Source organism: Gottfriedia sp. ABJ_BB2_2 (assembly GCF_055484705.1).
This window is the reverse complement of record NZ_JBVFKR010000005.1, coordinates 46,409-59,985: the sequence shown is the minus strand read 5'-3', so window position 1 is coordinate 59,985 and position 13,577 is coordinate 46,409. Positions and strand designations below refer to the sequence as shown.

Here is a 13,577-nt window from a genome sequence, read left to right as displayed (position 1 = left end):
ATAATAGAGTGTTCAGACTACTTATTTACTGACTCTTTCTTCCTTTTAGTAAAGTAACTGTACTTATAGTAAAATAGTTTCATTACATATTATGTGGGGTGAAAAAATGAAAATTGGCGTCATTGGGTTAGGCGATATTTCTAAAAAAGCTTACTTACCTGTTCTAACTGAAAGAGAGGATCTAGAGTTGGTGCTTTGTACTAGAAATGCGGAAACGTTAAACCAATTAGCAAAAAAATACCGAATTCAGGAAACAGCCCAGACAGTTGAAGAGTTACTTACAAAAAATATCAATGCTGCATTTATCAGTACCGCTACAGATGCTCATTTTGAGTTAGCTCAGACATTACTTAAAAATGGTATTCATGTATACATAGATAAACCTATTTCGATGAACTATGATGAAACTACACAAATAGTCGAGCTTTCAAAAAAAGTAGGTAAAATCGCAATGGTCGGTTTTAACAGAAGATTCATACCTAGGGTCAAAGAGCTGAAAGAGCATGGAAAACCAAGCTTAGTTATTATGCAAAAAAATAGATTTGCATCCCCTGACTATACTAGAAGATTTATTGTAGAGGACTTTATTCATGTTGTGGACACACTTAGATATTTGATGGATACACCAGTGAAAGATATAAAAATTGAGTATCTAAAAAATGACGAAAAGCTTGAGCATGTCGTACTTCAACTAATCGGAGAACAATGTACTGCTATCGGAATTATGAATAGAAATAGCGGAGTAACAGAAGAAACAATTGAGTATATGTCCAATCAGCATAAATTTGTTGTAAACAGCCTTGTGGAAACAACACATTTTCATCACAAAGATGTAAATATAACGAAATTTGGAGATTGGGAACCTACCCTTTATAAGCGTGGATTTTATCAAATAGTCGACCATTTTATTGATAGTATAAGTCATAATAAAACACCTTATCCTTCTATTGATGACTCATTGATTACACATGATATCTGCGAAAAAATTGTTGAGTATATTGAAGCTCGCGTTTAAGTTTGGGACAATGTAGATGGATTCTGTGGGGCTATTAAAGGAGGCACCTTTCGCGCGATTGTGCCTTGCGTGGTCTTGCCAATCCCGCCCCACAAGAATTTCAATTTTTTTACTTTTAAATAGTAAAACGATATCCAGCACCCCAAACTGTTTCAATATATTGTGGATTAGCAGGAATTATTTCGATTTTCCCACGAATCTTTCGAATGTGTACTGTAACAGTAGAGATGTCACCCGCTAAGTCGAATCCCCAAATTAGTTCAAACAATTCTTCCTTACTAAAAACCCGATTAGGATGCTTTGCAAGAAAGGTTAATAGTTCAAACTCTTTTGCAGTTAGATTAACTTCCTTATTATTAACATAAACTCTCCTTGATGCTTCCTCTATAATTAGTCCTCTAATCCGAATTTCTTTTTTTTCGACTGGCTTGTTGCCGCTCAATCTTTCATAACGTGAAAGATGTGCTTTTGCCCTTGCAACAAGTTCACTTGGACTAAAGGGCTTAATGATATAGTCATCAGCTCCAAGTCCTAGACCTCTGATTTTATCGATGTCTTCTTTTTTAGCAGATACGATTAATATAGGAATTTCTTTTACAGCTCGAACTTGACGACAAATCTCAAATCCATCTACGTGAGGTAACATTAAATCTAAAATGATTAAATCGTAATCTTCCGAAAGAGCTTTGTTAAGCCCTTCCTTTCCTGATGCAACCAATTCTACGTTAAATCCATTTATCACAAGATAGTCTCTTTGAAGTTCTCCGATACTTGGATCGTCCTCAATAATTAATATCTTTTTCAATTAACTTCCCTCACTTTTTTTGCATATTGAAGTGTGAAAAATATGCTCGTTCCTTTCCCTAATTCACTTTCTACCCAGATATCTCCACCATGTTCATGAATGATTTGTTTAGAGATAGCTAATCCTAGTCCACTTCCACCTGTTAAAGCATTTCTAGCATTATCTGCCCGAAAGAATCGATCAAATATATGCGGTAGAGCAGTAGGTTCTATTCCATTTCCATTATCCCTTATTTCAATTTTCATAAATTCTTTCAGATTCTCTATTGAGAATTCTATAATTTTCTCATGATTTTTCATATGCTTAATCGAATTCTGAATGATATTAACAAATACTCTCTTTAGTTTCTCTCTATCTGCTATCACAAACTCGTAGTTGTATTCATTCACATGAAACCGTACTTCGATACCCTGTTCTTCAAAATCCCAGCTAAGTTCATCCATAAAATAGTTAATGTATCGTACCATATCTATTTCTTCAAAATTAAATTGTATCTTTTTTAAATCTAATTTTGAAAATAGAAAAAGATCATCAATTAAAGCATCCATATCAGTTGCTCTTTGATAAATTGTTGTAAGATAACTATCCATTTTTTGAGGAGAATCAGCGACTCCATCTTTGATTCCCTCAACATATCCTTTAATAGCAGTAATAGGTGTTCTTAAATCATGAGATATATTTGAAATAAGTTCTTTTCTATTTTCCTCATATTTTAATTGTAGATCTATTGATTCTTTTAGCCTTTGACGCATTTCTTCATAAGCTACACTTAGTTGCCCAATTTCATCATTTGATCTTGCAGTCACTTTGAAATTTAGATTCCCATCTCTAATTTTTTGTGTAGCAAGCTTTAACGCCGACAATGGTGTTACAATACTTCTCGTTACTAAGAAGTTTAATATGCCATTCGTTACAATTAATAATATCAATAAAACACCAATTAAAATCGGAAATAAATTCTTAGATAAAGCAACATATGGACTAACTTTCTTTATGACAAAAATGCTACCTAAATCTTTATCATTATAATAAAAATCAAATTTCACATAAGAAAAATAATACTTACCGTAACTAATTGTATCCCTAATATGAATATTTGAAGGTTCAAATTTCGGAAGATTTTTTACGCTATGGATAGATTTTAATTTATCTGTCTTATAAACAAATGAAGCTCCCTTTCGAATGATAAGGGCTGATGATACGTCCTTTAACTGTTCATCATATGCTTTTAAAGTATTTTCATCTAAGAGTTGCTCAGGTTGTTTCAACGCTAAATATTTCAAATCTAAAAATACACTTTCTTCTTGAGCCGTTATCGGTTTATGTGAATAATGATTTGCAAATAAGTGTTTTATACTACTCATATCTCCAGTTATAGCTAAAACCATTAATAACCCTGATATAATAAAAAGTCCAATTGTTACGACTAACATAGCCGTATAGGATAATAACATTCTCAAACGGATTGACATGCAATCCCTCCTAAATAGATAAAACTTAAAAAGAAAGGTTGTCCTTACATAAATGACAACTATTTTTAATAGCCTAATTTAATAATAAATGAAACACAAAGTTGCGTTACTTCCTTTCAGATTACACTTTATAATTAATTCTAGGCTCTACTATTTTCACTTCAGGCAATCGAAATTTTTGAGCATGCCATTGAACTACCGCTTAAACATGACGCGTAGTTTGAAAGACATTTTCTTTATTTTCAAAGATAATTGTAACACTTCAGTCTCTTAATGAGAAAACAACCTACTTTTACTTCAGCGCTAACTTTATTCTATGCCTCAACATTATTAATCTCTGTACTAGTTAAAATTCTCCTGTAGTTTATATTTTATTTAAATCAACCGTTGACTTAACTACATAGTAACCTCTAATACTTAACTCACAGAGAACAATGTATTAACAAAGTATTAAAAGTTAATGAAATAAAAAATACAGTGCTGTTTAGGAGAAATAAAGTTATGCTTAATCACCTTTTGATTCACCTATTTTCACTTATTAACAATTGTCTCAATCACTAGGAATAATTAGTGTAAAACTGATGTAAAATTTTATAACAATTCATATTTTTATGATGTATTTTTCTGTAAAATAATAATAGAAATTACTAGTTTACTAGGAGGAAAAACTCATGAAGAGTTTTACAAAGCAAGAGAATAGTTGGATGTTATATGATTGGGCCAATTCAGCTTACTCTATTATTATTACTACTGCTGTTTTCCCACTATTTTATAAGGCTGCAGCTACAAAAGCTGGAATGAGCGCTTCAGATTCTACTGCTTATTTAGGTTATACCATTGCAATTTCCACTTTCATTTTGGCAATGTTAGGACCAATTCTTGGTACAATAGCTGATTATAGGGGATTTAAAAAGAAGTTTTTCTCCTTCTTTTTAGCACTTGGTGTATCCTTTACAGCTCTACTTGCATTTATTCCTAGTGATAAATGGTTGTTATTATTAATCTGCTATACCATTGCAGCGATAGGATCCGCTGGAGCAAATGTTTTCTATGATGCATTTTTAGTAGATGTCACTTCTGAGAAACGAATGAACAGAATATCTGCTCGAGGTTTTGGTTTAGGTTATATTGGGAGTACAATTCCATTTCTGATTAGCATTGCGATTATCATTTTAGCCCAACAAGATATTCTTCCAATCACGACAACAACAGCAAGTCAAATTGCATTCTTGATTACCGCTATTTGGTGGGGTTTATTTTCAATCCCTATTTTACGAAATGTCCATCAAAACTATTTTATTGAACCTGAACAAAATCCAATTATAAATAGCTTTAAAAGACTTGGAAAGACCTTTAAAAACATTCGCCAATATCGGGCTTTATTTTTATTCTTACTTGCTTATTTCTTTTATATTGATGGCGTTGGAACCATTATTACTATGTCTACAGCTTATGGATCTGATCTTGGAATTAGCTCAACAAACCTACTGATTATCTTATTTGTTACGCAAGTTGTAGCTGCCCCTTTTTCAATCCTTTTTGGAAGACTATCAGAAAAATTTTCTGGTAAAAAAATGCTTTATGTTGGAATCAGCATTTATATTATTATTTGTATTTATGCATTCTTCTTAAAAACAGCTGTAGATTTTTGGATTTTAGCAATGCTTGTTGCAACCTCACAAGGTGGCATTCAATCATTAAGCCGATCATTTTATGCAAAGCTTGTACCTAAAGAAAAATCAAATGAGTTTTTTGGTTTTTACAATATTTTCGGCAAATTTGCTTCGATTATGGGACCTTTATTAGTCGGTTTAACTGCACAAATGACAGGACGTTCAAATATGGGTGTGTTTAGTTTAATTATTTTATTTGTCATCGGAATCATTATTTTAACTAGAGTTTCAGAACCACAAATTGAAGCGAGTTCTTCTGATACACTTGATCATGTTTAATGTAAGACTCTGTTAATATAAGTTGTGGTCTGTGAAGTCTAAAAAGTTTATTTGGATATCTAAACAACTTGAACATAACCAATTAAAAAAAGTCTCCCAATTCTCATCATAATTTTTGGGAGACTTTTTATGTTTGCCAGTGCGGGCATTATTTTTTTGCTTCATGCACCTTTAATAACTTACCTTTTATTGTTGTATTCTTCATCTTTTTCAATACAATTGGACCTTTATCATTTAAAATTTCAACATATGAAACAGTGTCTAGTATTGTGATGATGCCAATATCTTGCACCGTTACTCCTTCGATTTTTGCAATCGTCCCAACAAAATCAACCGCTCTAAGCTTCTTCTTCTTACCACCATTAAAATACAATTTCATAATTTGCTTATTTAACTTTTCACTTTTAGCTTGTTTAATAGTCGGTTCGACATTCATTTTCGTTTCAAATGCAGAGATTTTATTTGCTACTTCTTCTTTTGTAGGAGCAGTTTTCCTTGGAATTTTAAAACCGATATATTCTTCAATTCCTGTTAAGAATCGATCTTCAAAAGGTGTAACAAACGTAATTGCTTTTCCTTTTTGACCAGCTCGTCCAGTTCGACCAGTGCGGTGGACATAGCTTTCTTTTTCTAAAGGAAGGTCATAGTTAACGACATGAGTAATATTATCGATGTCAATCCCTCTTGCTGCAACATCCGTTGATACTAGATAACGGAACTCACCACGTTTAAAATCATTCATCACATGCAGTCTATCATCTTGTTCCATTCCGCCATGAATTTTATCACAGCTATAACCTAAATCTGCTAACTGATCATACAAACTATCCACTCTATCCTTTGTTCTACAAAAGATGATACAACTATCTGGATTTTGTACAATCGTTATATCTTTTAGTAAGGATAGCTTTTGATCTTCTTCAACTTCAAATAACGAATGATCAATCTTATCTGTTGTAAGCCCGGTTGCTTTAATCTCAATGTTCGTAGGAGTTTTCATGTACTGGTTTGCAAGATGTTTTACCTCATCCGGTATAGTGGCTGAAAATAACATCGTTACCCTATTTCTATGCATCTCGTTGATAATAGCTTCAACTTGGTCAATAAAACCCATGTTTAACATTTCATCTGCTTCATCAATAACAAGATACTGAATTTGATCTAAGCTCAATGTGCCTCTTTCAATATGATCTAATACTCGACCAGGTGTTCCCACAACAACATGAGTTTTTTGTTTTAATTCTGTTTTTTGGATAACAATCGGTTGTTTACCATATACTGCGACTGCTTTAATTCTCTTAAATCGTCCAATATTAATAAAATCATCTTTTACTTGAACAGCAAGTTCTCTAGTTGGTGTTAATATAAGTGCTTGTGGTTTATTTTCTTCCCAATTAATTAGTTCACAAATTGGTATACCGTAAGACGCAGTTTTTCCACTTCCTGTTTGCGATTTTACTACTAGGTCCGTTTTGTTTAATACAAGAGGTATGACTTTACTCTGAACTTCTGTAGGATTTTCAAACCCTAGTTGTTCTAGAGCATTTACAATTTCACTACTTAGTTGATAATCTTTAAAGCTATTTTTCCCCATAACTTGGCCTCATTTATTTTAGAATATGTTCTTATTATTTCTGTTTAATTAGTTTATAGTCTATTTTCTTTTAGTTATCATTTATTTTTAGTACAACAATATTTTTGAAAAGAACCGTAAGAAATTTTATCATACCATACTTCATTCAATAAAATTCTAATGAACTGGGAGGCTACAAAAAAATAAGGTTTCCCACAAAGTACGTTACCTCATGGAAAACCTATTATTAATTAAGAGCATAAAGATTAACTAAGTTCGTCGCATATAAGCACTAACTGTAAGAGGGGCAAAGATGATGACAATAACTGCGGCCCCAATCAGTGAGATTGATAAATCCCAACCGGCTGTTCCAGTATTAGCTAGTTCCCTAACTGCTGTCACTAGATGCGAAATTGGGTTTATTTTTACAAACCATTGAAGCCAGTTTGGCATCGTATCAACTGGTACAAATGCATTGGATAGAAAAGTCATTGGAAAAAGAACCAGCATTGAAATACCTTGAACGCTTGATGCAGTTCTAGCAATCACTCCAAAGAAAGCAAAGATCCAGCTAATTGCCCATGAACACACAATTACAATAAGTCCAGCAATCATAACAAAACCTAGACCACCTTCTGGACGATAGCCCATAATATATCCCATCGTAAACGTCAAGACAGTTGCTATTGTATAACGGATTGTATCTGCTAATAAAGCACCTGCTAAAGGTGCAATTCGTGCAATAGGAAGTGATTTGAAACGATCAAACACGCCCTTATCCATGTCTTCCCGCAGCTGCACACCAGTGACAATAGAGGTAGTAATGACTGTTTGCACAAGTATTCCGGGGATAATGACTGGTAAATAGCTTTTTACATCACCAGAAATTGCTCCACCGAAAATATAAGTAAACATTAGAGTGAAGATGATTGGTTGAAGTGTAACATCGAATAATTGCTCCGGTGTTCGTTTAATCTTTAGCAGTCCACGGTAAGCCATTGTAAATGAGTTACTTACTGACTGACGAAAGCTAGTTCTATTCTTTAGTTGACGATTGTTTACAGTACGCTGATATGTTTGATTCATACTCTTACCTCCCCCACCTTAATTGATTCGTGGGACGTCTCAGGATTGTCGTTCTCTATATCACTACCAGTAATCGTTAAAAAGACCTCATCCAAGGTCGGTTTCTGAACACTCAATTCAGCTAATTGAATATCAGTTTCACGAAGAGCGATCAGTAAGTCAGTTACTTTATCAGCGTCTGCCAAAGGCGCAGTAATTTTTCCTTCTTCTCGTGATATTTTAGAATGGACATTCAGTAGTCTTTCTACTGTCAGACGTGCTGTCTCGATCCTTTCAGGATTTTGTATTGTTAAATGTAATGAAGAACTTCCAACCGACGCTTTTAGCTCATCAACCGTTCCTTCTGCAACAACTCGGCCATGATCGATAACTGCGATTCGGTCAGCAAGTTCATCAGCTTCTTGTAGATATTGTGTCGTTAATAACACCGTTGACCCGTTCTTTACCAATCTACGGATGGTATCCCACATTTGATTACGCGTACGAGGATCTAACCCTGTAGTTGGTTCATCAAGAAAGATGAGCGGTGGTTGCGCGATAAGACTGGCCGCTAAATCTAGTCTGCGACGCATTCCACCCGAGAAATTTTTTAACGGACGCTTGGCAGCTTCAGTGAGCCCAAATTCCTCTAATAATTCTGAAGCCTTATTCTTTGCCTCTGCACGACCTAACCCTAGTAGTCGAGAGAAAATAACTAAATTCTCAGTAGCACTAAGTGACTCGTCAACCGAAGCATACTGACCCGTTACCCCTATCAGTTGTCTTACAATCTGAGCCTCATTGACAACATCGTGTCCGAATATTTTTGCTGAGCCTGCGTCTGCCCGTAATAAAGTTGCCAGCATCCTAATTGTAGTTGTTTTACCGGCCCCATTTGGACCAAGTACACCATAAATCGAACCAGCACGCACATTTAGATCTACTCCGTCTACCGCTCGATTATCACCAAATACTTTAACGAGTCCGCGTGCCTCAACAGCCCAATCACCATTGTCTGGTGCGACTATCTTTCTGTTTAAATACTCCATTTTATACCTCCTCTACTTTTAAATACATAGTGATGGTATCAATGATTTATGAATAAATTATGAACTTCAGAGTACAACTCTTACAAGAATAGAAAGGTACTGTAATGGAGTATTGAAAGATAAATTTTGTTGCTCTATAACATATTAGTTAATTTACTTATGGAGGTTTACTTGAAAAATAAAAGAGAACTCATTAACTTAATAATGAGTTCTCTTTTTTGAAATTACATTTTCTAGTTTAGGACTAAGCTTTTCGTTGAACTATGTTTTAAAATTTGGCTTGGTTCTCCCATACTGTATAGCTGTAAATGGTGCATAGCTCGGGTACATGCAGTGTAAAACAGTCTACGTAAGCTTTCATCACCATATACATCCTTGGATGCATCATAAATGATGACAGCATCAAACTCGATACCCTTGGCTAAATATGCAGGTATGACCACTATGCCTTGCTCATATTCAACAGTCCCGCTTTTAACAAGCTTGATTCCCTCGATATCTTTTAAAGCTTCGAAGGCGTCAGCACTTTCTGCAGCGGATTTACATATTACTGCTATTGTATTGTAATTTCGTTTCTTCAAGTCTTCGATTTTAAAAGTGATTTGGCGATGCAGTTCATCTCGATTTAACACTTGTGTAAGTACAGGCACTTCTCCGTCTCGTTCAAAAGCTGTAATCTGTTCGCCACCAGGAACCAGATTCCTTGTAAATTCAACGATTGGTTTAGTTGATCTATAACTTCGAGTCAAATTTATTGCATGCGTTTCTTCTGGTCCATACAAGCCTTTCAGTATGTGGAAATTGACCATTTCACTGGCATGGGCAAATATTGCTTGGTTAAAATCACCAAGTACTGTCATCCTTGCAGCAGGAAACAAACGCTTCAAAAATTCAAATTGAAACGGTGAATAATCTTGTGCTTCATCCACTAGCACCTGTTTAATTGAAGCATTTGTCTGAAAGCCTTGGATTAATTCTTTTAAAAGTAGAAACGGAGTAGCATCTTCATAATACAATTTACCTTCATCTAGCATGTTGAACGTCAGTTGACATATATCATCCCAATGCTTAGGTTTTTCTCCTTCGATTAACTGTTCAATCTTAGTCGAGTTCGCAAATAACTGCTTATAAACGCCTTTCATGTCAACAAAATGTAGCATTTTAACCCATTTACGTAATGGTTTTAACTTTCTTCGCACAACCATTTTGCCTAAAACCTTAATCTCTTTCTCATAATCGTCAAATGAATCATCTTTAAAGCCCTCTTTTTTCTGTAAAAACTTATAAGCCTTCTGGTAATCATCCTTACTAAGAAGCTCGATTTCTTCTTCGACCCATGGCTTTTTCAGTTCTAATTTCTCTGTTTCATCAATTCGTTTATTCAACCATTCTGTCAACTTCTCAATTCTGTTATAAAAGCGAAGTGAAGTGTCGGTACTATAAAATCTTTCTTTTATTTCTTTAGAAGAGATAAGCGTTTTTCCTCTGAACTTAATACCTTTAAAGATCATTCCAGATGTTTCTAGTGACTGTCTGTATGCTTTAATAACCTCAAAAAAGCGTGTTGAAGCTTTAAACTGAATATTTGAAGTCCTAGCTTGGTAGGAAGTATCACTTGTTTGAGTTAATACATATTCTAATTGACCATAATTATCCTCAACTTTAAATTGATCGCTTAATCGGTGGCTTAAGTATTCTTGAAAAGTAACTTGCTGCATATTTTCTTCACCTAACTCAGGTAGCACTCTTGATACATAATTGTTAAACATAGCATTTGGTGAAAATAATATAATTTGATCGGCTTTTAACCATTCTCTATATTTGTAAAGCAAGTACGCAATTCGTTGCAATGCAGCCGATGTCTTGCCACTGCCAGCTGCTCCTTGAACGATGAGCAGCCTTCCTTGATCATGTCTAATAATCTGATTTTGTTCTTGTTGAATACTGGCAACTATACTGTGTAAATGTTTATCAGTGCCTTTACCAAGCACGTGCTGTAATATCTCATCACCAATTGTAAGACTCGTATCAAACATCGATTCAATTACTCCATTACGGATGATATACTGCCACTTTTGGTCCAACTTACCACGAATAGTGCCCCCTGGCGTTACATATTCAGCTGGCCCTGGCGGATAATCATAGTAGACACTCGAGATTGGTGCGCGCCAATCATAGATTAAAAAGTTTTCTCCACTTTCATCTGTTAGCGTAGAGACTCCAATATAGACCCGTTCTAATTCAGAAGTGCCTTCTTCAGTAAAGTCAATTCGGCCGAAATACGGTACATCATTCATTCTTCTTAGAGCTGATAATCGCTTAGATGCTTGCTTATGAGTGCTTTGGCTAACTGATAAAACTTGTGCCTGTTGTCTTAGACTAAGAATAGTCTCTAAATAATCATCAAAATTATCAGTATTGACCTTTACTTCATCCCAAAAGTTTTTACGAATACCAATCACTTCATTTTGACGTTGGTTAGTCTCTCCTTCCATCTTGACGATTTGATCTGCAATTATATCCATGATTGTGTCGACTCGATTTTGTTCCTGACGAAGTTCTTTGTTCATTTCATGCACTCCTTTAAAAAATTTGAAAATAAGGGTTGACTGAAGTGTAATTTTGTTGTAGAATTAAAATAGGGAAACTTTACCCTAACAATAAACATTAAAGTGTAATCTATACTACTCTACCACGTTTCTTCTTTTTAATCAATGTATTTCCAACCTTCGATTTTATACCGACCTTTTAACTTCTCACCAAAAAAAGTCCAACTAATTCAGTCAGACTTTCACTTGAATACTTAACTACTTCATTCTTACTTCTTTCAATGCAAATGCACACTTTCAACTAAAAACATCTTCATCCAATTATAAGTTCTTATATTCTATTCTGGACAATTCACGTCGTCGATCACGTAGTTGTCTTACTGACTCAGCATTTCTTGAACGTCTTAACTTCTCAATATCAATGTCTCCTACAACAACTGTATCAATATTTGCATCACATTCACCAACTATTCCATCTTTTGCGAATCCAATATCTGATGGCGAAAAAATACCAGATTGTGCATACTGAATGTCTACGTTTTCTACGTGTGTTAAATTGCCCACTGTACCCGCAATACAGGTATACACCTGATTCTCAATGGCGCGTGCTTGTGCACAGTAACGTACCCGGAGATATCCTTGACGATCCTCTGTACAAAATGGGACAAAAATGATATTTGCACCTTTATCTACTGCAATGCGTGCTAGCTCTGGAAATTCGATATCATAGCTAATTTGAATCGCAATTTTTCCACAGTCCGTGTCAAACACTCGGATTTCGTTCCCCTCTGCAATCCCCCACCACTTCCGCTCATTAGGAGTTGCATGAAGCTTCGACTGTTTCTCAATTGTGCCATCACGGCGAAATAGATATGCTACATTATAAATATTTTCATTTTCTTCTACGAAATGGGATCCCCCTACAATATTGACATTATACCTTACCGCAAGTTCTGTAAAAAGTTCAATGTATTGTTCGGTGTAGGTTGCAAGCCTACGAACTGCTTGATCAGGGCGTTTTTCTTCAAGAAAAGACATCAACTGGGTTGTAAATAGTTCAGGAAATACTGCAAAGTCTGAACCAAAATCAGCTGCAACGTCTACATAGTACTCTATCTGTCGAGTAAAATCATTGAATGAGTCAATTTTCTTCATCATGTATTGTATGGCACAAATTCTTACGGGGAAGGATGCTCGATATACTCTTCTAGATTTAGGTAAGTAATCAATGTTATTCCATTCCATCAAAGTAGCAAAAGAATCTGATGCCTTATCGTCTGGAAGATAGCTTGTGTTAATTCGTTTCGTTGTAAACCCCTCTAATAATTGGAAGGATAAAACTGGATCATAAATGCTATGTTTCTCAACCGCTGCAACATATTCACGAGGTGTCATCTCTTTCTTGTGCTTATGATAATTAGGGATTCGACCACCAATGATAATGCTCTGGAGATTTAATTGACGAGCAAGCTCCTTTCGAGCTTCGTAAAGACGATGTCCAATTTTCATACGGCGATATTCTGGGTCTACCATTACTTCAATTCCATATAAATTAGATCCATGTGGATCATGATTCGTAATATAGCCGTTATCTGTAATTACATTCCACGTATGCTGATCATTATATTCGTCAAATTCAACCATGAGACTTGAGCAAGAACCTACAATTTTATCCTCATATTCTACACAGAATTGTCCTTCTGGAAAGATTCGTATATGACTTTCTAACTGTTCCCGTTTCCATCCCTCCATACCAGGAAAGCAACGATTTGATAATGCCATTATATCTGGAATATCTTCCATACGTATGTTACGTACAACGATTTTCTTCTCATATTTCGATATATCTGACTCAGACATCGTTTCACGCCCTTTCTTTAAAGGTGACTCTTACTATTTTTCAAAATAGAAGTCTCTCGAATTTACTAATACAACCGTTATGATACCCATAAATTCCCTTTTAACATGCAACAAATCATCTTTTAACACAAAACAACCCTACACTTTTTTGAGTTGGAAATTATTTCTCGAACCCTGCAGTTAATTTAGTGTTATCTATATCCATTTGAGCTAATCTGTCGAAAGAATTTTAAGGAT

Annotated in this window: 9 protein-coding genes; 2 read left to right on the top strand and 7 right to left on the bottom strand. The window is 34.9% G+C overall.

Annotation, left to right across the window (positions count from 1 at the left end):
- Positions 1–106: 106 nt before the first annotated feature.
- Entirely contained in the window at positions 107–1,015 is a 909-nt protein-coding gene (locus tag ACX6U0_RS12860; protein ID WP_464960322.1) for a Gfo/Idh/MocA family protein, read from the top strand.
- A gap of 115 nt (positions 1,016–1,130) precedes the next feature.
- Here ACX6U0_RS12860 and ACX6U0_RS12855 read toward each other — a convergent pair whose 3' ends face one another.
- Together ACX6U0_RS12855 and ACX6U0_RS12850 are read right to left on the bottom strand one after the other, a co-directional pair.
- Complete coding sequence (locus ACX6U0_RS12855) at positions 1,131–1,820, bottom strand: response regulator transcription factor (protein WP_464960321.1); 690 nt, start codon at positions 1,818–1,820, stop codon at positions 1,131–1,133.
- Positions 1,817–3,292, bottom strand: coding sequence for a sensor histidine kinase (locus ACX6U0_RS12850; protein WP_464960320.1), 1,476 nt, complete (start codon positions 3,290–3,292; stop codon positions 1,817–1,819). The genes ACX6U0_RS12855 and ACX6U0_RS12850 overlap by 4 nt, the downstream gene beginning before the upstream one ends.
- A 671-nt stretch (positions 3,293–3,963) precedes the next feature.
- On the opposite strand from ACX6U0_RS12850, the gene ACX6U0_RS12845 reads away from it, so the two are divergent.
- Positions 3,964–5,244, top strand: coding sequence for an MFS transporter (locus ACX6U0_RS12845; RefSeq protein WP_464960319.1), 1,281 nt, complete (start codon positions 3,964–3,966; stop codon positions 5,242–5,244).
- A 148-nt stretch (positions 5,245–5,392) separates the two neighbouring features.
- On the opposite strand, the gene ACX6U0_RS12840 is transcribed toward ACX6U0_RS12845, so the two are convergent.
- The 5 genes from ACX6U0_RS12840 to ACX6U0_RS12820 all read right to left on the bottom strand — a co-directional run bounded on the left by ACX6U0_RS12840 (position 5,393) and on the right by ACX6U0_RS12820 (position 13,340).
- Positions 5,393–6,838 carry a DEAD/DEAH box helicase gene (locus ACX6U0_RS12840; RefSeq protein WP_464960318.1) on the bottom strand — a complete coding sequence of 482 codons (1,446 nt, stop codon included), beginning with the start codon at positions 6,836–6,838 and terminating at the stop codon, positions 5,393–5,395.
- A 249-nt stretch (positions 6,839–7,087) separates the two neighbouring features.
- Positions 7,088–7,903, bottom strand: coding sequence for an ABC transporter permease (locus tag ACX6U0_RS12835; RefSeq protein WP_464960317.1), 816 nt, complete (start codon positions 7,901–7,903; stop codon positions 7,088–7,090).
- Complete coding sequence (locus ACX6U0_RS12830; RefSeq protein WP_464960316.1) at positions 7,900–8,931, bottom strand: ATP-binding cassette domain-containing protein; 1,032 nt, start codon at positions 8,929–8,931, stop codon at positions 7,900–7,902. The genes ACX6U0_RS12835 and ACX6U0_RS12830 overlap by 4 nt, the downstream gene beginning before the upstream one ends.
- Before the next feature lie 233 nt (positions 8,932–9,164).
- Positions 9,165–11,501: an RNA polymerase recycling motor HelD gene (helD, locus tag ACX6U0_RS12825; RefSeq protein WP_464960315.1), complete on the bottom strand. Its 2,337-nt coding sequence runs from the start codon at positions 11,499–11,501 to the stop codon at positions 9,165–9,167.
- Between the two features lie 300 nt (positions 11,502–11,801).
- On the bottom strand, positions 11,802–13,340 hold the full coding sequence (locus ACX6U0_RS12820; RefSeq protein WP_464960314.1) for a GNAT family N-acetyltransferase: 1,539 nt from the start codon (positions 13,338–13,340) through the stop codon (positions 11,802–11,804).
- Positions 13,341–13,577: the final 237 nt, after the last annotated feature.

Coding starts and splice junctions, on each gene's coding strand:
- ACX6U0_RS12860 (WP_464960322.1), top strand. CDS start 107: ATGAAAATTGGCGTCATTGGGTTAGGCGATATTTCTAAAAAAGCTTAC.
- ACX6U0_RS12850 (WP_464960320.1), bottom strand. CDS start 3,292: ATGTCAATCCGTTTGAGAATGTTATTATCCTATACGGCTATGTTAGTC.
- ACX6U0_RS12845 (WP_464960319.1), top strand. CDS start 3,964: ATGAAGAGTTTTACAAAGCAAGAGAATAGTTGGATGTTATATGATTGG.
- ACX6U0_RS12840 (WP_464960318.1), bottom strand. CDS start 6,838: ATGGGGAAAAATAGCTTTAAAGATTATCAACTAAGTAGTGAAATTGTA.
- ACX6U0_RS12835 (WP_464960317.1), bottom strand. CDS start 7,903: ATGAATCAAACATATCAGCGTACTGTAAACAATCGTCAACTAAAGAAT.
- ACX6U0_RS12830 (WP_464960316.1), bottom strand. CDS start 8,931: ATGGAGTATTTAAACAGAAAGATAGTCGCACCAGACAATGGTGATTGG.
- helD (WP_464960315.1), bottom strand. CDS start 11,501: ATGAACAAAGAACTTCGTCAGGAACAAAATCGAGTCGACACAATCATG.
- ACX6U0_RS12820 (WP_464960314.1), bottom strand. CDS start 13,340: ATGTCTGAGTCAGATATATCGAAATATGAGAAGAAAATCGTTGTACGT.